This window comes from Sutcliffiella sp. FSL R7-0096 (assembly GCF_038595065.1).
Taxonomy (GTDB): domain Bacteria; phylum Bacillota; class Bacilli; order Bacillales; family Bacillaceae_I; genus Sutcliffiella_A.
In genome coordinates this window covers 3,793,673-3,819,221 of record NZ_CP152003.1, presented here as the reverse complement: position 1 = coordinate 3,819,221, position 25,549 = coordinate 3,793,673, and the positions used below count along the sequence as shown (strand labels likewise).

General features: G+C 41.7%; 26 protein-coding genes. 20 read left to right on the top strand and 6 right to left on the bottom strand.

Translation table 11 applies throughout. From position 1 onward, the window contains the following. Positions 1 to 72 precede the first annotated feature (72 nt). The 3 genes from MKY77_RS19590 (at position 73) to MKY77_RS19580 (ending at position 2,906) form a co-directional block, all read left to right on the top strand. The gene (locus MKY77_RS19590) at positions 73 to 453 is read left to right on the top strand and encodes a hypothetical protein (RefSeq protein ID WP_339147330.1); all 381 of its coding nucleotides are present in this window, start codon (positions 73 to 75) and stop codon (positions 451 to 453) included. A 77-nt stretch (positions 454 to 530) separates the two neighbouring features. Then, complete coding sequence (locus tag MKY77_RS19585) at positions 531 to 2,144, top strand: polysaccharide biosynthesis protein (RefSeq protein ID WP_339147329.1); 1,614 nt, start codon at positions 531 to 533, stop codon at positions 2,142 to 2,144. A 51-nt stretch (positions 2,145 to 2,195) separates the two neighbouring features. After that, positions 2,196 to 2,906, top strand: coding sequence for a pseudouridine synthase (locus MKY77_RS19580; RefSeq protein ID WP_339147327.1), 711 nt, complete (start codon positions 2,196 to 2,198; stop codon positions 2,904 to 2,906). A 70-nt stretch (positions 2,907 to 2,976) separates the two neighbouring features. Here MKY77_RS19580 and MKY77_RS19575 read toward each other — a convergent pair whose 3' ends face one another. Next, positions 2,977 to 3,198 (bottom strand): DeoR family transcriptional regulator, encoded by a 222-nt coding sequence (locus MKY77_RS19575; protein WP_010195377.1) that lies wholly within the window; start codon positions 3,196 to 3,198, stop codon positions 2,977 to 2,979. A 294-nt stretch (positions 3,199 to 3,492) separates the two neighbouring features. Here MKY77_RS19575 and MKY77_RS19570 point away from each other — a divergent pair, with 294 nt between their 5' ends. From MKY77_RS19570 to MKY77_RS19555, 4 genes are all read left to right on the top strand, one after another. Then, positions 3,493 to 4,206: an ABC transporter ATP-binding protein gene (locus MKY77_RS19570; RefSeq protein ID WP_339147325.1), complete on the top strand. Its 714-nt coding sequence runs from the start codon at positions 3,493 to 3,495 to the stop codon at positions 4,204 to 4,206. Continuing rightward, the gene (locus MKY77_RS19565) at positions 4,203 to 5,339 is read left to right on the top strand and encodes an ABC transporter permease (protein WP_339147324.1); all 1,137 of its coding nucleotides are present in this window, start codon (positions 4,203 to 4,205) and stop codon (positions 5,337 to 5,339) included. The genes MKY77_RS19570 and MKY77_RS19565 overlap by 4 nt, the downstream gene beginning before the upstream one ends. A gap of 7 nt (positions 5,340 to 5,346) precedes the next feature. Next, positions 5,347 to 6,762: a dipeptidase PepV gene (pepV, locus tag MKY77_RS19560; RefSeq protein ID WP_339147323.1), complete on the top strand. Its 1,416-nt coding sequence runs from the start codon at positions 5,347 to 5,349 to the stop codon at positions 6,760 to 6,762. 106 nt (positions 6,763 to 6,868) lie between these two features. Then, positions 6,869 to 8,047 (top strand): MFS transporter, encoded by a 1,179-nt coding sequence (locus tag MKY77_RS19555; protein ID WP_339147322.1) that lies wholly within the window; start codon positions 6,869 to 6,871, stop codon positions 8,045 to 8,047. Between the two features lie 211 nt (positions 8,048 to 8,258). Here the strand turns inward: MKY77_RS19555 and cysK are convergent, their stop codons facing one another. Then, on the bottom strand, positions 8,259 to 9,197 hold the full coding sequence (cysK, locus tag MKY77_RS19550) for a cysteine synthase A (protein ID WP_339149864.1): 939 nt from the start codon (positions 9,195 to 9,197) through the stop codon (positions 8,259 to 8,261). A 173-nt stretch (positions 9,198 to 9,370) separates the two neighbouring features. Here cysK and thpR point away from each other — a divergent pair, with 173 nt between their 5' ends. The 6 genes from thpR to MKY77_RS19520 all read left to right on the top strand — a co-directional run bounded on the left by thpR (position 9,371) and on the right by MKY77_RS19520 (position 15,418). After that, on the top strand, positions 9,371 to 9,928 hold the full coding sequence (thpR, locus tag MKY77_RS19545) for an RNA 2',3'-cyclic phosphodiesterase (RefSeq protein ID WP_339147320.1): 558 nt from the start codon (positions 9,371 to 9,373) through the stop codon (positions 9,926 to 9,928). A 24-nt stretch (positions 9,929 to 9,952) separates the two neighbouring features. Beyond that, positions 9,953 to 10,336, top strand: a complete 384-nt coding sequence (locus MKY77_RS19540; protein WP_342515452.1) for a CidA/LrgA family protein — start codon at positions 9,953 to 9,955, stop codon at positions 10,334 to 10,336. After that, positions 10,333 to 11,019, top strand: coding sequence for an LrgB family protein (locus MKY77_RS19535; RefSeq protein WP_339147318.1), 687 nt, complete (start codon positions 10,333 to 10,335; stop codon positions 11,017 to 11,019). The genes MKY77_RS19540 and MKY77_RS19535 overlap by 4 nt, the downstream gene beginning before the upstream one ends. Before the next feature lie 234 nt (positions 11,020 to 11,253). Continuing rightward, entirely contained in the window at positions 11,254 to 12,198 is a 945-nt protein-coding gene (locus MKY77_RS19530; protein ID WP_339147317.1) for an NERD domain-containing protein, read from the top strand. A 105-nt stretch (positions 12,199 to 12,303) separates the two neighbouring features. Continuing rightward, positions 12,304 to 14,454: a type I pullulanase gene (pulA, locus tag MKY77_RS19525; protein WP_339147316.1), complete on the top strand. Its 2,151-nt coding sequence runs from the start codon at positions 12,304 to 12,306 to the stop codon at positions 14,452 to 14,454. A 184-nt stretch (positions 14,455 to 14,638) separates the two neighbouring features. Then, positions 14,639 to 15,418 (top strand): phosphotransferase family protein, encoded by a 780-nt coding sequence (locus MKY77_RS19520; RefSeq protein ID WP_339147315.1) that lies wholly within the window; start codon positions 14,639 to 14,641, stop codon positions 15,416 to 15,418. On the opposite strand, the gene MKY77_RS19515 is transcribed toward MKY77_RS19520, so the two are convergent. Continuing rightward, complete coding sequence (locus tag MKY77_RS19515; protein ID WP_339147313.1) at positions 15,419 to 15,697, bottom strand: YtzH-like family protein; 279 nt, start codon at positions 15,695 to 15,697, stop codon at positions 15,419 to 15,421. Between the two features lie 336 nt (positions 15,698 to 16,033). Between MKY77_RS19515 and trmB the strand changes: the two genes are divergently transcribed. Together trmB and MKY77_RS19505 are read left to right on the top strand one after the other, a co-directional pair. After that, positions 16,034 to 16,675 (top strand): tRNA (guanosine(46)-N7)-methyltransferase TrmB, encoded by a 642-nt coding sequence (gene trmB, locus MKY77_RS19510; RefSeq protein WP_339147312.1) that lies wholly within the window; start codon positions 16,034 to 16,036, stop codon positions 16,673 to 16,675. Between the two features lie 705 nt (positions 16,676 to 17,380). After that, complete coding sequence (locus MKY77_RS19505; RefSeq protein ID WP_339147310.1) at positions 17,381 to 18,229, top strand: MBL fold metallo-hydrolase; 849 nt, start codon at positions 17,381 to 17,383, stop codon at positions 18,227 to 18,229. Between the two features lie 41 nt (positions 18,230 to 18,270). Here the strand turns inward: MKY77_RS19505 and MKY77_RS19500 are convergent, their stop codons facing one another. After that, positions 18,271 to 18,582 carry a PepSY domain-containing protein gene (locus MKY77_RS19500; RefSeq protein WP_339147309.1) on the bottom strand — a complete coding sequence of 104 codons (312 nt, stop codon included), beginning with the start codon at positions 18,580 to 18,582 and terminating at the stop codon, positions 18,271 to 18,273. 247 nt (positions 18,583 to 18,829) lie between these two features. Here MKY77_RS19500 and MKY77_RS19495 point away from each other — a divergent pair, with 247 nt between their 5' ends. Further along, a complete protein-coding gene (locus MKY77_RS19495) occupies positions 18,830 to 19,900 on the top strand; it encodes a M42 family metallopeptidase (RefSeq protein WP_339147308.1) in 1,071 nt (356 codons plus the stop codon). 88 nt (positions 19,901 to 19,988) lie between these two features. Further along, entirely contained in the window at positions 19,989 to 20,528 is a 540-nt protein-coding gene (locus MKY77_RS19490; RefSeq protein ID WP_339147307.1) for a DUF84 family protein, read from the top strand. A 9-nt stretch (positions 20,529 to 20,537) separates the two neighbouring features. On the opposite strand, the gene MKY77_RS19485 is transcribed toward MKY77_RS19490, so the two are convergent. Beyond that, positions 20,538 to 20,978 carry a YtoQ family protein gene (locus tag MKY77_RS19485; RefSeq protein WP_339147306.1) on the bottom strand — a complete coding sequence of 147 codons (441 nt, stop codon included), beginning with the start codon at positions 20,976 to 20,978 and terminating at the stop codon, positions 20,538 to 20,540. Between the two features lie 169 nt (positions 20,979 to 21,147). Between MKY77_RS19485 and MKY77_RS19480 the strand changes: the two genes are divergently transcribed. Further along, positions 21,148 to 21,666: a hypothetical protein gene (locus MKY77_RS19480; RefSeq protein WP_339147305.1), complete on the top strand. Its 519-nt coding sequence runs from the start codon at positions 21,148 to 21,150 to the stop codon at positions 21,664 to 21,666. A gap of 156 nt (positions 21,667 to 21,822) precedes the next feature. Here the strand turns inward: MKY77_RS19480 and MKY77_RS19475 are convergent, their stop codons facing one another. Beyond that, a complete protein-coding gene (locus MKY77_RS19475; RefSeq protein WP_339147304.1) occupies positions 21,823 to 23,976 on the bottom strand; it encodes a methyl-accepting chemotaxis protein in 2,154 nt (717 codons plus the stop codon). Positions 23,977 to 24,180: 204 nt separating this feature from the next. Here MKY77_RS19475 and MKY77_RS19470 point away from each other — a divergent pair, with 204 nt between their 5' ends. Continuing rightward, a complete protein-coding gene (locus MKY77_RS19470) occupies positions 24,181 to 25,200 on the top strand; it encodes a PTS sugar transporter subunit IIC (protein WP_339147302.1) in 1,020 nt (339 codons plus the stop codon). After that, positions 25,200 to 25,514 carry a thioredoxin family protein gene (locus tag MKY77_RS19465; protein ID WP_339147301.1) on the top strand — a complete coding sequence of 105 codons (315 nt, stop codon included), beginning with the start codon at positions 25,200 to 25,202 and terminating at the stop codon, positions 25,512 to 25,514. Before MKY77_RS19470 ends, MKY77_RS19465 begins: the two co-directional genes overlap by 1 nt. The last annotated feature ends 35 nt before the right edge of the window (positions 25,515 to 25,549 follow it).

Below are 25,549 nucleotides of genomic sequence, written 5' to 3'. Positions count from 1 at the left end.
TCTTGTTGGACAAAAAGAGCAACATTCCGTATGATTTCTAGTAGATTACAAATTAAAGAAAAGGGGTATCCCATGACATACTCACCAAATATTTCTGAAGCACATATTCCATATGATGGAGGCTGGACAGAGGAAAATGGAACCCCGGTCCTGCTTCTTTCCGTTCCGACAATGCCTATAGAAATGGCCACCAAAATACATAAATTTTCTTATACATGGCTCTATGACAAAGAGATGGATGCTTATGTTCTTTGTATCCGCCTAAACCAACAAGAAGAATTCGGTCTTATCTTTAGCCAGAAAGAAGCTGGAGTACTCTTACTGGACGCAGATGCCTATAGCGAATTCTCCTTGGTCGTAACAAAAGAGCATCTAGAAAACTTGAAAGATGATACGCCATATCTATCTTTTCCAAAGATTTCACTAACTAGAAGTTTACTGGCGGGATGGTAATATAGTGTTTCCATAATAAGAAGTGTGATAAAATACAAAGGTTAGACAAAAAGTTACAAGTAGTAGGTAGGGATTTTATGTCAACATCTAATATATTGAGAGGTACCTTGATCTTGACAGTTGGTACGATGCTGTCACGGGTACTTGGCCTAGTCTATATTTTTCCGTTTCATGCCATGGTTGGTAATGATGGAGGAGCTCTTTATTCGTATGCTTATGTGTTATATTCTGTTTTCTTAAGTATCGCTACACTTGGTGTCCCACTCGCGGTCTCCAAGTTTGTCGCAAAGTATAATGCTTTGGGAGAGTATAGTGTTGGCAGGAAACTTTTCCGATCGGGTATTATGGTCATGAGTATTACGGGAGTTGTTTCGTTTTTAACGTTGTTTCTGTTGGCACCATATCTTTCTCCTCTCATCATAGAAGAAGGTAAACATACCTATGAGGATATTACCTTTGTCGTCAGGATGGTAAGTGTGGCTTTGCTGGTGGTTCCTATCATGAGTTTGATTCGTGGCTTTTTTCAAGGCTATGAATCCATGGGTCCAACAGCCATATCCCAAGTTGTGGAGCAGCTAGTAAGAATTGTGTTCCTATTGGGAAGTCTATATTTCATACTGGAAGTTTTAAATGGGGATATGACCGTTGCCATTGGATTTGCAACATTTGCGGCCTTTATAGGAGCTATTGGAGGTCTCGTTATACTAGTGTGGTACTGGTTTAGACGTAAAAAGAACTTGGACTCCATGCTTGAAAAAGACCCTGAAACAGTAGATCTTTCTTATAAAGATATGTATAAGGAACTAATTTCTTATGCGATGCCATTTGTTTTTGTTGGGCTTGCCATGCCTCTCTATCAATTGATAGATACATTTTCTTTTAATGATGCAATGGTGTTAGCAGGATTCACGGCAATCTATGCTGATACCGCATTTGGAATCATCAACAATTACGGTCAGAAATTAATTATGATTCCTATTACGTTGGCGACAGCTTTTGCACTGAGTCTGCTTCCTGCTATAACAAAGTCATTTATCAATGGTCAGCATCAAAGTCTGCAAAAGCAACTTAGTGTGACATTGCAGATTTTACTCTTTTTGACTGTCCCGGCTTGTATTGGGTTATCCCTCCTAGGAGGACCAGCATATGCGGCATTCTTTTCCTATGACGAAATAGGTGGACAGCTATTGACTTGGTATGCACCGACCGCCATACCATTGGCAATTTTCACAGTCACTGCCTCCGTATTGCAAGGCATCAACAGACAGAAATATACGGTTGTAGGACTTGCGATCGGCTTGTTATTGAAATTGGTCCTCAATTATCCACTTATCCTATTAATGGGTGCGGAAGGATCCATTGTGGCAACGGCAATAGGTTATACAGCCAGTGTTGCGATAAATCTATGGGCGATTAAGAAGTTTACTGATTTTGATTATTCCATGGTACTGAGACGCGGTTTTCTGATGATCCTTTTCAACATCGTGATGATTGGAGCGGTGCTTGTTGCCCTGTATTTCTTGGCAGGCTTCGTCCCATACAGCGAAGGCCGTCTACAAGCCATCATCGTTGTGGCTGTCAGCGGTATTGTCGGAGCAGGCATCTACTTCTTCCTCAGCTACAGAAGTAACTTATTGATGTACCTGTTCGGTAATCGTTTTTCGTTTTTAAATAGAAAAGAAAGAGGATAGAGGTCTCGAGTCAAAGGGGCCTCTTTCCCTATGGAAGGAGCGGTACGAAATATGAGATTGGATAAAATGCTTGCCAACAGCGGTTTTGGAACGCGAAAAGAAGTGAAGAAGCTTCTAAAAACCGGTGTGGTAAAAGTGGATGGAAATGTGGTGAAGGATGCCAAGGTGCATGTGGATCCAGAAGTGCAGGAGGTAACAGTCCATGATGATATTGTGGAATACCGTGAGTTCATTTACCTGATGATGCACAAGCCGCCTGGACTGTTATCTGCAACTGAAGATCACCGTCAGGAAACGGTGGTGGATATCCTGCAAGAAGAAGATAAAATCTTTGAACCATTTCCTGTTGGACGCTTAGACAAGGATACAGAAGGGCTTTTGCTCCTGACCAATGATGGTCAACTAGCCCACCAGCTCCTTTCACCTAAAAAACACGTGCCTAAAACCTATTATGCAAAAATTGATGGGGAGGTAACGGAGGAGGATATCCAAGCTTTTCGTAAAGGTGTAACGCTGGATGACGGATATGAGACGTTACCGGCGGAATTAAAAATTCTTGAAGCTGGCCCAGAATCACAAATCGAGATTACCATCGTCGAAGGCAAGTTCCATCAGGTGAAAAGGATGTTCCAAGCGGTTGGTAAGACGGTGACTTATTTGAAGCGTTTGAGCATGGGAGAATTGAAACTTGACGAAGACCTGGAGCTTGGAGAGTATCGTGAATTGACGGATGAAGAACTTGAACTGTTACAAAAAAGATGAATAATGAAGAGCCCCATTCCGGATTGAAGAGGAATGGGGCTTTATTGTGCAATTTTTTGTATATGTAGTCCTATGAAGTCAACCTAACTTTTTTCTGCGTAGTAGTCCACTTACCTTTCGTTGGACTTTGAACCAGGTCATTAAATGCCAGCACATTTAAATCACGTTGGACGGTTCGGGGTGTAATCCCAAATTCATCGACCAACTGCTGTGTGGAAACAGTTCCCTTTTCATGAATAAACATGTAGACGGCTTTAATACGGGTTAGCATACGGTTAGTTGAAGGCTTCAAAAAACCACTCCTTATCCGGTATTTAACATGGTACTACTCGCTAAATTCTTGATGATAGGTGTTAGGTATTAAGTTAGTTTATATTGTACACGATTATGTGGAAAAAATTCTAGAATAATGATGCAGTTTACACAATATTAACATTTAGTCTATGAAGTGTTAAGTGAAAACCAAAGTATATAAGTCAATATACATTATTTTACGCTACTCGACAATATTCTGCTAGTAATTTTTAGAAAAATATGAAACTTTTGGCCTAATGCACCGTATTATTAGATGTTAGGAGGGATAGTTATGGAATTATTAACTTTAAAATTAAGGAAAGCAGGATATGATGATGACATGTCTATAGTCCAGGATATTAATTTTTCCGTTTCTAGAGGAGAAATGGTCGGACTGATTGGTCCTAATGGAGCCGGTAAAAGTACGACAATCAAGACGCTCCTTGGATTGAATCCATTTTATGAAGGGGACATATCACTTCCTTCCGATAAATCGTATGCCTATATCCCTGAAAAGCCTGTATTCTATTATGATATGACTTTATGGGAACATATAGATTTGATGGCATCTCTGCTGGAGATAGATGAAAAGGTTTGGAAAGAGCGAGTGGAGGAGTTGTTGAAGTTATTTGATTTGGAAAAAGTCATACATGAGTCTCCGGCCACCTTTTCAAAAGGGATGCAGCAAAAAGCCATGTTGATCTTTGCCATCATGTCTAAGCCTTCCTTGTACATTGTGGATGAACCGTTTATTGGGCTTGATCCCATTGCTACGAAAAAACTTCTCGAGCTTTTCCATCAAGAACAGGCAAGGGGCGCCGGTATCTTATTGTGTACGCATGTGCTTGACACTGCAGAAAAAATTTGTGACAGGTTTATTCTTTTGGCTGAAGGACGCAAAAAAGCAGAAGGGACACTACATGATATACAAACAGATTGCCAACTTCCCGGTGCTTCATTGCTTGATTGTTTCTACACTTTATCGGCAAGGGAGCAAGCGGGATGAAGGTATTCCATTTATACAAGGAACGTCTAAAGCAAGAGCGGAAATATCAATGGAAGAATACGAAAGCCGTTATAGATTGGACGATCCTAGTCTATATTGTCCTTACATTATTATTCGTTGCTGCCATGATTTATGATATGTTTCCAAGTTTAATCACACTGTTAAAAGGATTGCCCTATGGATTGAGTCTGTTTGTCATCTACTATCTTGCTTGGACGGGTACCATCCGGATATTCTATCAGCAGGCGGATTCGTATTTTTTTGTACATAGAAAAGATTTATTGAAAGGCTTGAAGAAATGGGGGATTTTAGCGAGTACTGGTCTGAATTCCATCAAGGCGGTACTAATTGCTACCCTCTCCTACCTACTGATGGAGGCTGTCAGTCCTTCCATGTTGCCGCTAGTGGAATGGGTGTTGTATTATTCTGTTCTATTTATTTTTATAACCATTTTGGGGAAATTGTTAGACTTTCACTGGTCTGGATGGAAACGTAAAGGGGTATATTTCATTCTCTTTATTCTTATTGGTTTTTTGACTTATATTACGGTTGATAAAAGTCTGTGGTACTTAGCGATTGCTACTCTGTTGATTGGTACTGTCCTTTTGCATGTAATTTATTGGAGGGTGGAAAGCTTCTCCCTAGACATGGCCCATAATGAGAAAATCCGCCAAAAATATGTCGGCATGATTTTTTATGCATCGGAATACGTGCATGTTCCCCGTGCTTCAGAGAGAACTAAGCCCTTATTTTTCGGGCAATCACAAAGGATTTTCGAAGACAGGAGACCACACAGCGCCCTGACCGAATTGTTCTTTAAATATTTGTTGCGAAATTCCCGGCATATTTTCTCGTACTTGCAAATAATCGGAATCACGATTGCTGTCATGGGATACCTCCCGCTGTGGATGACTATTGGCTTGTTTATGGCGTTTTTCTTTTTTCTGAAAGAATGGTTAAATATAGTATATGATGAATTGGTGGGACATCCCTTTTTGAATATGCATAAGGGGAAGAAGCTGATTCAAGGGCACTATCAGGAGCTTGTAACAAGGTGGCTGTACTATCCGGCCGTTGGATTGGTTGGATTGGTGCTCATCATCAATACGCTTTTTCATTTTTTAATGAGGTGATGATTAAATGGAAAAAATTAATTGGTTAGCAGAAGTAGAGAAAAGAAAAGATTCTTTGATTAAAGATACGCAGGAAATCTTACAGATCAATAGTGTCTTAAATGAGGAGGAGGCAAGCTCTGCGGCACCTTTTGGAAAAGGAATAGAAGAGGCACTTCAATATTTATTACATAAAGGGGAAGCGGACGGTTTCCTCACAAAAAATGTCGATCATTATGCAGGACATATTGAACATGGCAAGGGGGAAGAGCTTTTGGGGATCCTTTGTCATATTGATGTCGTTCCTGAAGGGGATGGCTGGACCGATGAACCATTCAGTGCCACCATCCGGGATGGGAAAATCTTTGCACGCGGAGCGATAGATGATAAAGGTCCTACAATGGCGGCTTATTATGCACTTAAAATAGTGAAAGAGCTAGAGCTGCCTTTATCTAAACGTGTGCGCATCATCATTGGTACAGATGAGGAGAGCAACTGGCAGTGTGTAGAGCACTATTTCAAACATGAAGAAATGCCGACGATGGGATTTGCACCTGATGCGGATTTCCCGATCATTTATGCGGAAAAAGGGTTAGGCGATATCCAGCTCCGGTTAAATTTCAAAGGGGAGGTGGCATCTGAGAAAAACACTTTGTTAATGTTTGAATCCGGTCGTCGACTGAACATGGTGCCAGATCACGCAAAAGCCTCACTTGAAGTGATGGAAGAAATGGACGCAATCACTCACGCTTTTAATGAATACATTTCAGAAAAAGGAATTGAGGGTGGCTATACGAAGGAAGGAAATGCTTTGTTCCTTAACATCAAAGGCGTTTCAGCCCATGCGATGGAGCCGGACAATGGTACGAATGCAGGATACCACTTGGCGACCTTCCTCCACTCTGTAGGGCTGGATGCAAAAGGAGCATCCTATGTAGGCTTTATCAGTGAAAAGCTTGCATTTGATTCACGTGGAAAGAAGCTTAACATCAATTTTACCGACGAAATTACCGACGACCTTACCATCAATACAGGTCTTTTCCGTTATGACCGTGGAACTTCTGTCGGCAACCTAGGTGTAAACATTCGCTTTCCAGTAACTTGCGATACAAAGGAATCAGAAGCGCAGTTGAGAAAAGAAGCAGAGGCGTATGGCTTTGAAGTAAACAAATTCAATGTTGCTCCTGCCCACCATGTACCACAGGATCACGAACTGATTCAGAAGTTGCAAAAGGTTTATGAAGAACAAACTGGGGAGAAGGCCGAGTTATTGTCCATCGGTGGTGGAACATATGCGAGATCTCTTGAAGCAGGAGTGGCTTTTGGTCCGCTATTCCCTGGCAGAGAGGATGTAGCGCATCAAAAAGATGAGCATATTTTCATTGAAGATCTCATCAAGGCTACTGCCATCTATGCACAAGCTATCTATGAATTAGCGAAATAACATATTTATCCTAAATATAATTGTGGTAGAATGTAAAGGTTACTTCCCCAAGGGGCGGTAGCCTTTTACTTTTTCCTTACTTAACGAGAAGAAAGAAGGATTTATCATGAGTACTGCCTCCGTGAAAGACAAAACAACTCGCTATTTTTACAGTTTTTACTTTTTAACTTTTTTCAGCTTCGGTGCACTATTCCCGTTGCTGACAGTATATTTGAAAGAAGATGTGGGATTGAGTGGATCACAGATCGGGATGATCATGTCCATCAGCCCAGTCGTCATGATTTTCGTCCAGCCGCTTTGGGGGATTTTTAGCGATTATACCCAAAAGCCGAAACAGATACTGATATGGACCTTGTTCCTTACTGCCATGACCGGAATTGCCTTTTCATTTATGGGAAGCTATGCTGCCCTATTGACTGTCGCTTTCTTACTGGCTGTCACACAAAGTGCCCTTGTACCTATATCGGATAGCATCACGCTGAATTATGTTCAAAGGGTGAAAGGAAATTACGGTTCCATCAGACTTTGGGGTGCAATCGGTTTTGCCGTGGCAGTTCTGGTTGCAGGATGGCTTTCTGATTTCTTTTCTTTGAAAGTGATATTTTATACATTTGCAGTAGCGCTGATGATTGGAGCGGTTGTAACGATCTTTTTACCGAAAGAAAGTCAAACCATCAGTGTCAATGTCCGGGATGGAATAGGAACATTGATGAAAATGCCTAAATTTGTGATGTTCCTGGTAACGACTTTCCTGATCTTCGGACCGGTTTTTGCAAATAATTTTTATTTTGGATTATTCATAACCGATATCGGGGGAACGGTGACGGGCGTCGGGATTGCTTTTTTGCTCGCTGCAGGTAGTGAGGCGCCTTTTATGCGGGTGGCAGGCAAGTGGATTGCCCGATTTGGACTTCATACTATCATGATCAGTGCTGCTTCGATTGCGATGATACGTTGGGTGCTTTATTTCTTTGAACCGCCACTGTATGTGGTGTATGCGACCACGATTGCCCAAGGTTTTTCTGTCGGGCTTTTCATTCCTGCAGCGTTACAGTTTGTGCGGGATATAGCCCCAACCTCTGCCCGTGCTACGGCGGTTTCCCTATATACTGCCGTCGGTAATGGGTTAGGCAGTTGGTTCTGTACGTTCTTTGGGGGGTTCATTGCAGAGTATTACTCCGTTGCACATGTATATTTGTTCTTCGGCCTTTTAACAATGTGTGGATTGGTGTTCATCATGATGATCAACCAAGCCGATAAAAAAGAACTCGTAAAGGCATCGTAATCTTAAAAAAATGAGCGGATTGGAGCGAAACGCATTCGACTCCGGCGGGAGGTAGCGGCAGACTTGAGACCCCCGAGGTTGTGAAGAGGCTTAAGCAATGCCCCGCGGAAAGCGAGTGCCTGCAACGAAAAGGAACGGGCAAGCTTTATAGTCGATAAACCTTTGTGAAAAAAAGCCCCTAAGCTGCACCATGCAACGAAGGGGCTTTCATTTATTCATTTTCAAATTCAAAAAGGTCAGTGGACAAATATCTTTCCCCTGTATCACAGGCGATACACACCACAACATCATCAGGTGTCAATCTTTTTGCCACTTCTATTGCGGAGAAGCAGGCAGCACCGGAAGATGGTCCTACCAAGATACCTTCATGTCGTGCAAGTTTACGTGTAATTTCATATGCATCCTCATCTTTGATCTTGAAGATTTCATCATATACTTCTTGGTTTAAGATATCAGGGATGAAACCAGGGCTTGTTCCCACAAGCTTGTGCTTGCCGGGTTTTCCGCCGGACAATACAGGTGATCCTGCAGGTTCCACCAAGTGTACGGTCAATCCTTCATAATGCTTCTTTAGCTCTTCTCCTGTTCCGGTAATCGTTCCACCAGTGCCGGCTGTAGCCACAAATGCCGTCAATGGCTTGCCGATTTGTTGCATCCCATCAATGATTTCCAATGCGGTGGACTTTCGATGTGCATCGGAATTAGCATGGTTTTCAAATTGCATCGGCATGAAGCTGTTCGGGATTTCTTTCACCAGTTCCTGTGCCTTTTTTATCGCACCTGGCATTTTTTCATCGCCTGGTGTCAATACTACCTCTGCACCATATGCTTTCAGCAAGTTTATGCGCTCCTTGGACATGGTATCAGGCATGATGAGTATCGCTTTATATCCCCTTGCAGCGGCATTCATCGCAAGGCCGATTCCAGTATTGCCACTGGTTGGTTCAATGATCGTCGCACCGGGTTTGATAAGTCCATCTTTTTCAGCTTGTATTATCATATTGAAAGCGGCTCTATCCTTAACACTTCCGCTGGGGTTTTGAAATTCCAATTTCAAAAAAACCGTTGCAGCGCTTTCTGGGACGATGCGGTTCAATTTAACCAGAGGAGTTTCTCCAATTAAATCAGCCATATTAGTAACAACCTTCACCATATTCACAACCTTTCATTCACATGCATCTAATAATTCGTATTGTAACATAAAATAGAAAAACGGACTAAACGGATGAATGTTAGGGGTATTGACTAATCATATGGTCCGTTTGATGCTAAGATACTATACAAAGCAATGCAATATATTGCTAAAATAAGAAAGGTGAGACGATGACTACACAAACCCATTATTTTATCGCAGTCCCTCTTCCAAAAGAATGGAAGGAAGAGTTACATTTATATATGAAAGAGTTGAAAGGCAAGTATCCATTTACCAGATGGGTACATCCCGAGGATTTGCATCTAACACTCGCGTTTCTTGGGAATATGGAGGAATCTCAAAAAGAAAAACTGGTTTCATTGACTTTGGATGTAGCAGCGCAACATCGATCCTTTTCCCTCACCTTAAGTGAGTTGGGCACGTTCGGTAATCCTCAGTCTCCAAGAATATTTTGGCTTGGGGTTGAAAATTCCCCATCTTTAAATTCCCTACGTAAAGATATATATGCTGCATGTGAAAAGGTGGGATTCCAGCTTGATTCACGGCCATTTCATCCACATATCACACTAGCTAGAAAATGGAAGGGTCCAGGGTCGATAGACCAAGAAAGTCTCTTGACCAATAGCGAAAAGGGAGGTTCTTATGAAGTGAAAGAAATAGTCCTTTATGAAACACATCTCAACAGAATGCCAAAATATGAAGAGAAGGAAATTTTTCCATTAGTATAGGAGTAGATTTGGATAATGAGGGGAATGAAACTAGTAGTTCAGATATGTATTCTCTATGTTTTTTATCGGGTAGGTGCATATATTCAAGATGTTTTTACCATCCCGGTACCTGGGAGTATCATTGGGATGTTGTTGCTTTTGCTGTTCCTTATGACGGGTATCCTAAAGGATAAATACCTTCAAGGAGGAGCACATGCATTGATTCTTTACCTGCCTTTGTTTTTTGTGCCTGCCACAGTCGGAGTCATGGACCATTTTGGATTTTTATCGAGCAATAACGGTCTGATCATGCTGCTTGCGCTCTTAATAGGGACGCTTCTGGTGCTTTTGAGCTCCGGTTTGGTTGCTCAAAAAACTGCAGCAGCGGTCGATATTAAAACAAAGGGTTCAAGGAGAGATGGGATATGAATACTTGGTACGGCATTATGTTCATTCTCATTACTATTTTAATGTTCCTAGGAATGAGGAGTATCTATCTTCGGTTTCGTAATCCAATGCTCAATCCGGTCGCCACTACCACCCTTCTACTCATCCTCGGATTGATGGCTTTAAATGTGAGCTATGATACATATATGCTGGGGGGCTGGTGGATCCAGGAATTGCTTGGTCCGGCTGTTGTTGCCCTCGCATACCCGCTATACCATCAGCGGAAGAAAATATTTCGTTATCGATTTCCTTTGTTTGCAGGCTTATTGTCAGGAGTCTTTATTGGAATCGTTACAGGTATGGTTTACGTGAAAGTGGCAGCCCTCAGCCCTATTTATTCCGCCACCTTCTTGCCGAAATCTGTTACTTCCCCAATAGCCATGGATATTGCGGCCATTACAGGAGGCATTCCAAGTCTGGCTGCGGCTTTAGTTATACTGAGCGGGATAATGGGGGCCGTTGTTGGCCCGGTGCTGATGAAGTACATGGGAATATCTCATTATCTTGGTGTAGGGGTTGCGCTTGGCTGTGCTGCACACGGAATCGGTACTGCCAAGGCGACGGAATATGGAGAGGAAGAAGCCGCATTCAGCTCTATCAGCATGACCCTGTCCGCCCTGTTATACGCGCTGGTATTGCCCATTAGTATTGGATATTTCTTATAGAAAGCTCTTTTCTCAAAGATTGTTGCTGTTCACTAGTAAAAAGTCGGCACTTGGACTTTTTACAAGAAAAGTCGGCACTTGGACTTTTCATAGCATAGAATCTCAATAAAAAGCATGGAAGCTTTTTTGTATAGTTAGGAAAAGAGCACGACAGCAAAGAATTTAAAGGATAGTATATAAATTCGAAAAGCAACAATGTATGCGAAAACAGCCTATAGAAAAGAGTGACCGCCTGTGGCGCAGTTAATTAAATTACAAGATTATATTACAAGATACGAAGTAGATATATATCGTTATCCGAATCAATATATACGGTTGAAAAAACAGCAATGGAATACTTTTGAAGCGATGCTCAAAAATCCTGTGGATGTGATTATCCCGGAGGTGGAGCAGGTAGAGGAAGAAAAGGCAGAAAAAGAAAGCATGCTGTCCTCCTTAATCAAGTCATTTAAAAAGAAGGACGATGATGTAGAAGAGTTATATGTTGGGAAAGTGAGTCCAGTTGTTGCTGAAATGGAGGAGGAATGGAAGCTTCCTGAAATTAGAGGAAAGAAGACACCTGAAGAAAGAAAACAGCAGTTTCTTGACTCCATCCTCCCCCTCCAGTTAAAGTGGGCGAGTTCAACTATCAGGGAGATGTCCCACCTCCAAAAGAATTATAGGCGGGAGACCCTATTAAAATACTTCCTGCAACGCTTTCCTGACACATTTTTTGTCATGTACAAACCGATATTCCTTGTTAAGCAGGCCCCTGTTGAACTGGAAATCATTATCATTACCCCGAACGAAATTTTTGCCCTTTTTTATATGGATGAACAAGATGAGAGTGTAATATTGGGTAATAATGACCGCTTCTGGTCCATCCGTGAAAAAGAAAATGAGAGAAAAATAGTGAATCCTACCATCAGTTTGAACAGGATGGGTGCCATCATAAAGAATATCCTTCCACAATACGAAATAAGTCTGCCTGTGACAAAGCTGTTGTTGCACCCAAAAGGGTATATCGACATTTCTGATGGCCCTACTGATGTCCAGGTAATCGACAAACGTACATATGATAAGTGGTTTGAGAAAATGAGGGAAAACAGGCTTCCGCTAAAACACAGTCAGCTTAAAGCAGCTGGAGCCCTGCTGTCCCATTGCCAATCAACTTATATAGACCGGCCGGAATGGCAATAATGGAAGTTTGTAAGAATATCTGTCAAGCTAAGCCCCGGAACGGAATACGCTATAGAATGGGCATGGTTGTATAGGAGCCTACTTTTTAGACAGGGAGGGAAACGCATGATTTTCATCAAGAGAGAATTTGAAGCCTACTTAGATGAAATGGATAAAATAACCATCCTCTTACCAATGGGAAGTTATCATGGAGAATCAGCTACCTTCACCCTCCTTTTTGAAGAAAACACCTACCCTTTGGAAATTGTGGACAAAAAGACGCTACCCAATACGGTTAAATACATTTGTAAAGCGAATACAATCATCAACATAGGAACCAAGTATAAGGTAGCGGATGAACATGGAAGAAAAACCGATCTGCAAATCGGTGCCGTTATCCGTACGAAGGCATTTGATGATGCATTTTATTATGAAGGAAATGACCTCGGTGCTACCTATCAGAAAGGGGCATCCACCTTCACGCTTTGGGCACCGACTGCTTCTGCTGTCAAAATAAAGCTAAAAGCCCCTAAAAGCAAAGAGGATATCCATTATAGCCTGATCCGAGAAGATAAGGGGATATGGCGGATTACCGTCCAAGGTGATTTGGAAGGCTTTTTATATACGTATCTTGTCTGTGTGAACCTTGTCTGGAGAGAAGCGGTCGATCCCTATGCCATCGCATCTAGCTTAAATAGTGAAGCTGCGGTCATTATTGACAAAGAACGGATGAATATCCCGAAAGTTCCGTTGCCTCCATTCATGGATGCAACAGATGCCATCATCTACGAGCTGCATATACGTGATTTTTCTTCTCATCCTAAAAGCGGAATGATACAAAAAGGTAAGTATGCAGCTTTTTCTGAAGATCCATCTCCAAGTCCAGAAACAGGCGAAACAGGTCTGACTTATATAGAAAAGCTCGGCGTCACCCACATTGAGCTCTTACCCTTCAATGACTACGGAGGGGTAGACGAGGCAGAGCCTGATAAAGCATATAACTGGGGCTATAATCCGCTTCTGTTCAATGTGCCTGAAGGAAGCTATTCCCTTGATGCCAACGATCCTTACTCAAGGGTCGTGGAGCTGAAAGAATTGATTAACACCCTTCACAGAAAAGAGTTAAGGGTAATTATGGATGTAGTGTATAACCATGTATATATCAGGGAGGATTCCTCTTTTGAAAAGATAGTCCCAGGCTATTACTTCCGCCATGACGAACATGGCATGCCTTCCAATGGGACCGGTGTTGGAAATGACATAGCATCTGAAAGGAAAATGGTTCGTAAATTTATCTTGGATTCCATCAAATATTGGATGGAGGAGTATGATGTAGATGGCTTCAGGTTTGACCTGATGGGAATAATGGATGTTCAGACAATGAACGCTGTAAAGGAAACAGTATCCATCATTAAGCCCGGTGCCATCCTCCTCGGGGAAGGATGGGAGCTGAATACCCCTCTTGGTGCAGAGCAGAAGGCGATGATCATCAATGCAAAAAAGATGCCGGAAATAGCGTTTTTCAATGATATGGTCAGGGATTCGGTCAAAGGCAGTACTTTTAACATGTTTGACCGCGGATTCGCTCTTGGAAATACTCATAAAACCCATTTAATGAAGCAATCACTTTCCGGAAGTATCCAAACAGAACCAAATACAAGAGGGCTATTCCTTGAGCCTACCCAATCCATCAACTATATTGAGTCTCATGATAATCACACGATGTGGGATAAAATATCTGTCTGTAACAGTCATGAGGATGAAGAAACAAGAATGAAACGACACCGGCTTGCCACTGCTATCATTTTGTTAGCGCAAGGTATTCCTTTCCTCCATGCCGGACAGGAATTTTACCGTACAAAGGGCGGCGAAGAGAACAGTTACAAGTCTCCTGATACCGTAAATAACCTGGATTGGCAAAGGAAAGAGCAATATTTGGAGAATGTCACCTATTTAAGTGGACTTATCCAACTAAGAAAGTCACATAAAGCTTTCCGCTTTCCAACAACAGCTCAAATCCAGCAGCACGTAAGATTTCCTATTGAAAAGGGACATCTGCTCATGTACCATCTCAGTGATGTAAACAAGTATGGAAAATGGAACCATCTCCTGGTCATTTTTCATAATGGGCTTCATTCGGAATCGGTAGCCTTGCCCCTACAGGGGGAGTGGGAGGTTCTGGCAGATGAGTATGCTGCAGGTGATTCACCGATCCGGAAAGTGAAGGGAGAAATACAGGTGGCACCAATCAGTACCGTTGTCCTTGCTCAACATTAATTGTTTCACAAGGACTTGATTTAATCGAGAAATAACGATAAAATTTAAAAGATAGCTATTGTGAAATTGTTCAATAGCTGTTTTTTTGCTTAAAAGACGTATGTGAATGAAAATTCCTATTTAGCGCTTGCGCTTTTCTAATATTTGATAATGAAAAGTTGTGTTGAAATTGAAGGTGAAATGGTTGGAACATTTATTAGGTGATGAGTGGAAAATCAGTCCGGCAGGTGGTTTGACGGGAGATGCTTACTTTGCACAAAATGAGGGCAAGAAGTTATTCCTAAAAAGAAATTCATCGCCATTTTTGGCTGTTCTTTCAGCAGAGGGGATCGTTCCTAAGCTTGTCTGGACAAAACGCCTGGAAAATGGGGATGTTATTACTGCACAACATTGGATCAGTGCAAGAGAATTGAAGCCCAATGACATGAATATGGAAACGGTGGCACAACTCTTACACAAAATCCACCACTCAAAAGAGCTGCTTGATATGCTTACCCGGTTAGGAAAAGAACCGGTGGAGCCTTCGACAATCCTAGAGGATATCAAAAACGGAATGGCTTTTGAACTCTTATCTTTGGATGTGATCCAAAAATCACTGGATTTTCTTACGAAGGAAATCCATCATGTCCGATATAAAGATAAGGTAGTCTGTCATTGTGATTTGAATCATAACAATTGGCTGCTTTCAGATAGTCAGGAGTTATTTTTGATTGATTGGGACGGGGCTGTAATTGCAGATCCGGCTATTGATTTATGTATGCTATTATACTGGTATATTCCAGAGCAGGACTGGGCTGATTGGCTTTCAACATATGGAATACCATTGACAGATGATCTGCGCCACCGTATGCATTGGTACGTGATAGCACAGACGATCCTATCTGTACAATGGTATCATCATAAAGATATTGAAAAGGAAAAGCAAAACTGGCTGAACTATTTGGAAAGGCTTTTGCCTGTATAATTAAGAGTATTGGTCGATACTTTCAATCCAGCCGGTGAATTTTGATTGATGAAGTTGATTATGGTTATGGTCGTTGCTTGAATTGATTCCGGCCTGGCTATAGGAATAGATATCCTGGAGGATACTCTTCACATTCTGATCGATTTCATTATTGACCATTAGTGATTTGATGACACGTTCTAGCTGCTCATACTCAGCAACAGAACCGCAGCAATCAATTTGATGATCCGCCAAAATATCCTTTAGAAGATGTATTTGATCATGATAATTTAACGGCATGTTTCAGCACTCCTTTATTTTATATATGTACTAGCCTTTGTTTATTTATCATTCTTATACACGCCAAAAGAATCGGTCCATCGAGATCGGTTTTTTTCTGTGAAAAAGGTAAAATTATTAGGCTCTTTTCTCAAAGTTTGTTGCTATTTACTTGTAAAAAGTCGGTAATTGGACTTTTCATTGCCTTCATACTCTATAAATGCAAGTAGTTTCTTAAGTACGGCGTGGAAAAGAGCACGACAGTAAGGAAAATAACGGTTGATTTATCCATGCGAAAAAGCAACAATGTTTACGAAAAGAGCCAATTATTATTAATCAACGAGGTGACCTAACGACATGAGATTCAGAAACAAACCATGGGCAACAGAGTTTATCGCAGAGAATGCGTATTACTGCATTCCAGATCCCGAAAACCATAAAGGCAAGTGGGCGGATATTTTCGGCAACAATAATCCGATCCACATTGAAGTGGGGACTGGAAAAGGGACATTTGTTACAGAGATGGCAAAAGCTAACCCATCGATTAATTATATTGGAATAGAGCTTTTTGAAAGCGTGATTGTGAAGGCTTTGGAAAAGGCAGTCGCAGCAGATATTCCGAATGTAAAGCTTTTGAACGTAAATGCTCAAAAGTTAGCGGAGTATTTCGATGCAGGAGAAATAGACAGGGTTTATTTGAACTTTTCTGATCCTTGGCCAAAAACCCGCCATGAAAAAAGAAGGCTTACGTACAAGGCTTTCCTCGATCTTTACAAGGAAGTATTGGTCTCGCAAGGAGAAATTCACTTTAAGACAGACAACCGTGGATTGTTTGAGTATAGTTTGATGAGCTTTTCTGAGTACGGCCTTTTATTGAAGTATGTCAGCTTAGACCTTCATAACAGTGACTTTGAAGGAAATATCATGACGGAGTATGAAGAGAAGTTTTCCAGTAAAGGTTTTCCTATTTATCGATGTGAAGTGAAATATCCAGAATAGACTTGAAAGCGCCCCTTTTTGAGGAGGCGTTTTTTTGTATTGGTAAGCGATAATAAAAGAAAGGGGTGACGAAGGCAATCTCGGTCTGGATTTTTGAGATGGAAGGGTCATCATAAGGGTGATGAAGACAAAATCGGTCTGAATTTTGGGATGAGATTGTCTTCATAGGGTGGATGAAGACAATCTCGGTCTGAATTTTGGGATGAGATTGTCTTCATAGGGTAGATGAAGACAATCTCGGTCTGGATTTTGGGATGAGATTGTCATCATAAGGTGGATAAAGACAATCTCGGTCTGGATTTTGGGATGAGATTGTCATCATAGGGTGGATAAAGACAATCTCGGTCTGGATTTTGGGATGAGATTGTCATCATAGGGTGGATAAAGACAATCTCGGTCTGGATTTTGGGATGAGATTGTCATCATAGGGAGGATGAAGACAATCTCGGTCTGAATTTTGGGATGAGATTGTCATCATAGGGTGGATGAAGGCAATCTCGGTCTGGATTTTGGGATGAGATTGTCATCATAGGGTGGATAAAGACAATCTCGAACTTGATTTTGGGAGGAGATTGTCTTCATGGGGGGATGAAGACAATCTCATGTTAGTTTTTACGATGGGTCTACCAGGATGTTCGCGAAAGGTTACCTTTTTTTGATACAATAAGGTCATACATACAAAAAACAAAGAGGGAGATGACTGAAATGGAAACGCTAACATTTGGGGAATGGAAACTGACTTGGTTGAACGGAGGGGTAACACATCTTGATGGAGGGGCCATGTTCGGGGTGGTTCCAAAGGCATTATGGTCAAGGAGGTACCCAGTAAACGACAGCAACCAGATTGAACTTCGAACAGATCCGATCCTTATCCAAACAGGGGACCGTAATATCCTTATTGAAGCAGGGCTAGGAAAAGGTAAACTTTCTGATAAACAGAAACGGAATTTTGGTGCGACAGAGGAGTCTTCAGTAGGAGAGGATTTACAAAAACTCGGTTTAACACCAATGGATATTGACACCATCATCATGACACATCTTCATTTTGATCATGTGTGCGGGCTTACCACGTGGGATACAAAGGAAGAGAAATACGTATCCGTTTTTCCGAATGCCACCATTCATGTTTCAGAGGTGGAGTGGAATGAAATGAGAAACCCTAATATCCGTTCCATAAACACGTACTGGGAAATGAACTGGAAAGGTATTGAAGAGCAAGTAAAGACTTTTACAGAAGAAACAACGGTCATTGAGGGGATAAAAATGATCCACACAGGTGGACACAGTGATGGACATTCCATTGTCGAATTGACACAAGGGGAGGAAACCATAATTCACATGGCAGACCTTATGCCCACCCACGCTCATTCCCCATCCCTATGGGTACTGGCCTATGACGACTATCCGATGACATCAATAGAAGCAAAGGAGAAGTGGATCAAAGATGGGATTGGGCGCAATGCATGGTTCACCTTCTACCATGATGCATTTTACCGTGCAGTAAAATGGAATGAACGCTTTGAAATAAAAGATAAAGTGGTACGTATAAAGTAAAGGAATGGCCTGGCAGAAATGCTTGCTGCCAGGCCTCTTGATCATTTTAATTGAGTAACATCCAATATTAATCCCGTATTTTTGTCGACCACAAATTCATATTGCTCCAACACGTTATCAATTCTTCTGGAAATGCCTCCTCTATAGATGGAGTAGGATAAATCATTCCTGATAATTGTTTCGGGGACCATCTGTATCCAGGAGCCATCAACAGGTCCGCGCTTTTTGAAAGCTTCTTTGGCTATTTTTAATGCTTTTTCAGGCTTTATGGCTTGCTGCTTTGATGCTTCCGTGAAAAAGTATGCGGCTGCTGCACCAATTCCAGCACCGATTAGAAGTGCTTTCCATTTCATCTCGTATCATCCTTTCATTCATAAAACTGTAGCTTTTAAGTTAGCCTTTACAAATGTGAATAGTTGATGCGTTGAATTTTTGAGCCTATCATACTAATAGTATAACTTGGAAAACAAATAAATGTCATGTTAAAGCTGGAAACAATAGAGAAAGTTCGATACAATATAGTTAAAATATTTCGATAATCTAACGAAGTATATGCAGATCTACATACATAGAAGCTTGAGAAAAAAGGAGATGACTTACTTGAATCAAGAGACATTATCATTATTTAAAACGTTAACGGAGCTGCAAGGAGCACCTGGATTTGAACATGATGTTCGCCGTTTCATGCGCAGTGAATTAGAAAAATACTCGGATGAAGTAGTACAAGACCGTTTGGGTGGGATTTTTGGTGTGAAAAGAGGAGATGAAACGGGACCAACCGTTATGGTGGCAGGCCATATGGATGAAGTTGGTTTCATGGTTACTTCCATCACGGAAAACGGAATGATCAGATTCCAGACACTTGGTGGCTGGTGGAGCCAGGTCTTACTTGCTCAACGTGTGCAGGTCATGACGGACAATGGTCCAGTAATTGGTGTGATCGGTTCAATTCCTCCTCATCTTCTTGATGAAGCAAAACGTGCCAAGCCTATGGATATCAAGAATATGTTAATTGATATTGGTGCAGACAATAAAGAGGATGCTTTAAAGATCGGCATCAAACCTGGTCAGCAAATTGTCCCTGTCTGCCCTTTCACTCCGATGGCGAATGAAAAGAAAATCCTTGCAAAATCATGGGATAATCGTTATGGTTGCGGACTTGCTGTTGAGTTATTGAAGGACCTTCAAGGAGAGACGCTTCCGAACGTGCTATATTCTGGAGCTACTGTGCAGGAAGAAGTAGGATTGCGTGGAGCCCAAACTGCGGCCAACATGATCAAGCCTGATATTTTCTTTGCCCTTGATGCTTCTCCGGCAAATGATATGACAGGGGATAAGAAGGAATTTGGTCATCTTGGAAAAGGTGCGTTATTGCGCATTTACGATCGCTCTATGGTTACACACACGGGGATGAGGGATTTTGTATTGGATACAGCTGAATCCAATAGCATCCCATATCAATATTTCATCTCTCAGGGTGGTACGGATGCAGGGCGTGTTCATACTTCAAATGAGGGAGTACCTTCTGCAGTAGTTGGAATCTGTTCACGTTATATCCATACACATGCTTCTATTGTACATGTGGATGATTATGCTGCTGCAAGAGAGCTTATCGTGAAGCTTGTCAAATCCACAGATCAATCCACAGTGGATTCCATTAGAAGCCGTTAATCAAAATGGTGGAAAAGAATGCAAGTAAATGAGTGGAAAGCGGTGGGGGAACCTCATCGCTTTTTTTATTTGAAGGAGGAGATTTAAAATGAAAGTAATAGTCGGATCAAGAAATCCTGCTAAATATATGGCGGTGCAAAGAACATTATCTGAAATGGACATGGAGAACTGGGAGACGGTGGCAATGGACGTGGATTCAGGAGTAAGTAAACAGCCTTTATCTGATCAGGAAACGATTGAAGGTGCATTACATCGAGCAAGACAAGCTTTAGCGAAATGTGACGATGCGGAGTTTGCCATTGGGCTTGAAGGAGGGGTGGTCTTGGATTCTGCACCAGCTTTCACTGTCATGGTATGTAATTGGGGAGCGCTTGTAGCGAAAGATGGGGAAGAATTCATCGCAGGTGGTGCTAGGATAGCTCTTCCGGAATCATTTAAAGGAGAACTCCTGGCAGGAAGAGAGCTTGGCGATCTTATGGATGAATATTGTCAGCGGAAAGATATCAGGAAACATGAAGGGGCAGTAGGGATATTTTCTGAGGGAGCTGTAACAAGGCAGCAAATGTTTGAACATGTAAGTCGATTGCTGGTGGGGCAATGGAAGTATAAGAGAAGGAAGCAGACTTAAAGCCTGCTTCTACTCAAGTACGTAAGTAAGTACTTTTAATGCCTGATTCACCGTTTCCACCGTAACATTTGCTTTATTGGACAACTCCTTCAACGGATGATGAAGATTTTCAGGTCGAATTAATATAAGTGGTTTATGAAGGCTGATGGCAGCACTTGCATCCATCGCTGTATTCCATTGCTTGTACTTTTCGCCAAACAGGGCAATGACAACATCTGACTTTTTCATTAGAAGTTGCGTGCGCAGGTTGTTGATTTGGGAAGCTGCCTCATCCTTTGCGATGGGATTTGCTTGAGTTCCCATAATCAATTCCCCGATGTTATCCGAACGCTCATGGTCTGTCATTGGTCCGACAAACTCCAAGGGAAGGTCTAACGCTTTGGCTTTGTCTTTCAATTCTTCTCTCCAGTCGGTGTGGATTTCTCCAGCAAGGTAAATAGTAAATTTCATTACAATCCCTCCAAATAGTACCTCTTGTTATTTATCTATTAATTAGTCTATCATAAAAAAGAGAATTAAGTGATAATTCCAACTTGTCCTTGTCATAGGGAAAGATTTATAGGTATGATAGAATAAGTGTGAATTTTGTAGTCATTTAGTACTAAAGGGAGTGGAAATATTGTATTTCGGAAGAGCCATCATTTCTATTTTATTTTTATCATTATTATTTTTAGCAGGATGCTCGATCTCTATTGAAGATGCCACCCAGAAATCCATTGATGCTTTTGAACAAACGTTCAATGGTGAAGAAATGGAAGCAACAGAGGAGACAGATGCCTTTCATTATTATCTTCCCTCACAGTTCTCAGTTGATACAGAAACGGAAAACAACATCGTCCTTACACATAAAGAGCAAACCTATCTATTGTTTGCGAATCCATTTGAATCAAAGGATTCTGAGGTTTTATATGATTCTACCAAGGTGAACTATGATGAATTGCAACTTGACCATACAGTCTTGGAAGACGGTCGTTTAGGTTATATGCTTATATCTCCAGTTGAAGGAGAAAAAGAAGAGTTTTATGAGGTGACGGTTGGGGTTGGTGGAGTGAAAATGACCACAGTAACGGACACCAAAAACATGGAGAGCAGCACGAAAAGCATGATGGAGGTTGTTTCTTCGGTTAAAATTAAATAAGTAGGAGAGAAAGAATATGATGGGGAGGAAGTGCCTGTCGTATTCTTTTTTTTGAAAGGCTCTTTTTCAAGGATTGTTGCCATTCGCTAAATACGAAAAAAACAGCCTTTTGAAAAGAAAAAACCAGCTTGTCTTGGACAAACTGGTTTGCATTGATTAGTGTTTATTCTCTTGTTCTGAGGAAGCAGCGGTTTCTTTCATGCCCGCAGCAGCTTCTTCATGAGCCCATCTAGCTTCGGCCTCTTCCTCTTCAGGGGTGACTTCTTCTTCATCTTCGTGAATGTCCGTCTGTTCGTTGGTCACGATATCCTGCCCATTCATCTGTCCGATTTCCTCTTCCACGATGAACTGGCTTACTTCCTCTTGGAGTTCAGTAGCAATATCAGAGAGTGAGATAGCCGCTTCATTCACCTGTTCGATTGCGACAATTTGATGCTCACTGGAAGCACTGACCTGCTCGGAGGTAGCCGCAGCTTCTTCGGAGATGTAATGGACTTCTGATAGCTTTTCCTCTAATTGCTTATTTGACTGGGTAACCTGTACAATCGCTTGCTGAACATCGTCCACCTTATGATTGATTTCAAGAACATTTCCAGCAATCTTTTCAAAAGATGTTTTCGTTTGATCAACTGAGTGCTGTTGTAGATCTCTATACTCGTTGAACTGCAAGGCGTCATTGGATAGTTTGCTCATTTGATTGCCCATTTCTGTCACAAGCTTTTTAATGGATAATGCTTCATGCTTCGAACGCTCAGCAAGTTTACGAACTTCTTGAGCGACAACGGCAAATCCTCTTCCAGCCTCACCAGCCCGGGCAGATTCAATAGCAGCATTCAATGCCAATAGGTCGGTGTTCTCTGCGATTTCTTGTATAGTGGCAACGATGGTATGTATCTGCTGGGACTGTTTTGTTGCCTGTTGTACCCGTTCAGTCAAATGGTTGGCAAGCTCCAGGAACTGCTCGGATGATTGGTGCAGGTCCTTCACTACCGTCAATCCGTCCTCCCCAACCAGTCTAGCGTGATCGGCTTTTGATTTAATTTCCATGCTTAAGTGGTCTGCCTGTTCAACAGCCGCTTTGACTCGTTTTAAAATGTCAGTACTCTCATCAAGATGCAGAGCCTGCTCGCTGGAACCGATGGCGACCTGTTTGATCGCTTCGTTCACCTCTGTCGACTGTGCGGTTGTTTCTTCAGATATTGCCGCCAGATTTTGAGAGGAAGACTGTAGCTTATCTGTGGCTTCCATCACTTTTAACAAGGAAGTCTGTACTTTCTCAGCCATAGCATTAAAGGTTACTGCAAGGTCTGCCATTTCATCCTTGGTGGTGATTGGAACACGGTAAGCGAAATTCCCTTCTCCAATTTTAGAAGCTCCATCTTTCAGAGAACGGATGGAAGAGGCAATTTTTCGGTTTAGGAAATAGCCTGTTGTACTTAAGAATATTAATAAAAGTACGCTAATAATTAGTGTAAGCAACATAATGGTTTGAAGCTTCCCGTTTGATTCTTGTTGAAGCTGTGCTTGCAGATCGGACACCGCAGCTTCCACTTCATTTACACTTGCCTCCACTTCGTCGCTTATCGTTTCAAAGTTTCTTACAAAGAGGTACGAAGCGGTGTAATTGTTGTACAAATCCGTCATTGCTTGCACGTATGGATTGTAAAGCTCCAATAACCCATTCTTCTGGGAATCAGGAAGATCCGCCTCTGCCAATTGTGCTTTGAATGTATCGGAGCTTTTTATGAATTCACGGTATCTAGCTTCCTGTTTGGTAGCCAGATACTGTTGTTCATAGAGTCTCATGTTCATTAAAGTGGTTGTAAGTTCCTCGCGATTTGCCCCCCTTACATTGATAACTAGGTTTCTGACCGAACCGTTCATAACTCCCTGGAGGCCGGTGAATTCGGTAAAACCTATTTCTTTATAAAGCTCTTCAAGAGGAATAAATTCATTCAGATAATTTGATGCGGCCGTTTCGATTTGAGAAAAGCGGCTTGCGATCTCTTCATATGCAGCAAACTGCTGTTGCATATCAGCTGACTCTTGCTGGATGATCTCTAAATTTTCTTTAATGACCATGGAAGTTTCATCACTTGGAATTCGTAAAAACTCCTGTTCATTTTTACGAGTATCAGAGAAAGCGAACTTTATTTCTTTACTTCCATTTACAGCTTCAAACAAAGCGGTTTCTTGCTCTTTTGCAGTGGATTGAGTAAAGTAGAAAAAGAAATTGAATAATAACACAATGATAAGACCTGTTATGGCTGCCAATAAAATAAATCTTACTCTACCTCTTATTGTTTTCATGGTACCCCCCTAAAACATAAAAGACTTTCGAATTTTATATGTTTTGTTAAAAATCTGATATTTTAAAGTAATTATAGACATAATTCTACAATATCCACAACAAACTTTTAACAAAAGCTAAAATATCTACTAGTATATATCGACAGCTATTCGTTATTATTAATGTAAATCGTGCAGGAAATATAAAAAGGAATGAGTGAGGATATGAAAGCTTTTTTACATAAAAAGGGCGTAACGCTTTCGGCAAGGGTTTATTTAATAGACGGGTTGAGCTATATGGCTCTGGGTCTGTTCTCTTCCTTGATCATCGGATTGATTATTAAAACGGTGGGAGATCAGCTGGGTTGGACTTTCTTTACTGATATGGGAGTATTGGCAATGGGGTTGATGGGCCCAGCAATAGGTGCAGCAGTGGCATATGGCCTAAAGGCACCACCATTGGTTTTATTTGCGACTGTTATTGCTGGAGCAGCAGGAGCGCAACTGGGTGGACCGGCAGGCAGTTTTGTTGCCGCACTTTTGGCAACAGAAGCGGGCAAGCTGGTATCGAAAGAAACAAAAGTAGATATTCTGGTTACTCCTTTTGTGACCATTTTGACAGGCTTCCTTGTTGCGACTTTTATTGGACCCCCCATTAATGCGGGGATGAACTCATTAGGATCCCTGATCATGTGGGCTACCGACCAACAGCCCATTGTAATGGGTATGCTGGTTGCGGTATTGATGGGGTGGGCACTGACTGCACCGATATCGAGTGCCGCAATTGCGATGATGCTGGGGTTGGAAGGGATTGCTGCCGGAGCAGCCACAATCGGTTGTGCTGCTCAGATGGTAGGGTTTGCTGTAAGTAGTTACCGGGAAAATAAAATGTCTGGCCTTTTAGCTTTAGGTATAGGAACTTCCATGCTTCAAGTGCCCAATGTTATCAAAAACCCGATGATCATCATACCCCCAACGGTAGCAGGAATTATTTTTGCCCCTCTTGGTACGACGGTTTTCCAGATGGTAAACGTGAAAGAAGGGGCCGGAATGGGGACAAGCGGATTGGTCGGTCAGATCATGACCTTTGCTGCAATGGGCTTTTCTGTATCGGTACTAATAAAAGTCTTGTTGCTTCACATTGTAGGACCCGCTGTGGTAAGTTTAGTTGTATCAGAATGGATGAGAAAGCGATCCCTCATTAAAGAGGGGGATATGAGAATTAATATTGGAGGGGAACGATAATGGAAAAATTACAATCCTTGGAACAATTCAACCACTTGAAAAATGAAAGAGATGTTGTGTTCATGTTTTCTGCGGACTGGTGTCCTGACTGCCGTGTCATTGAGCCGGTATTGCCGGAAATTATGGAGAAGTTTAACGAGTACACGTTTATTTATGTGGACAGGGATGAGTTTATTGATCTTTGTGCCGAGTTGAGTGTATTCGGAATTCCAAGTTTTGTTGGGTATAAAAATGGGGAAGAAGCAGGTCGTTTCGTAAGTAAGGACCGCAAGACGCAGGAAGAAATTGAAGCATTTGTAGCTTCGTTAGGTTGATAGATTTTTTGGGACCGGTCATCCGTGGGGATGGC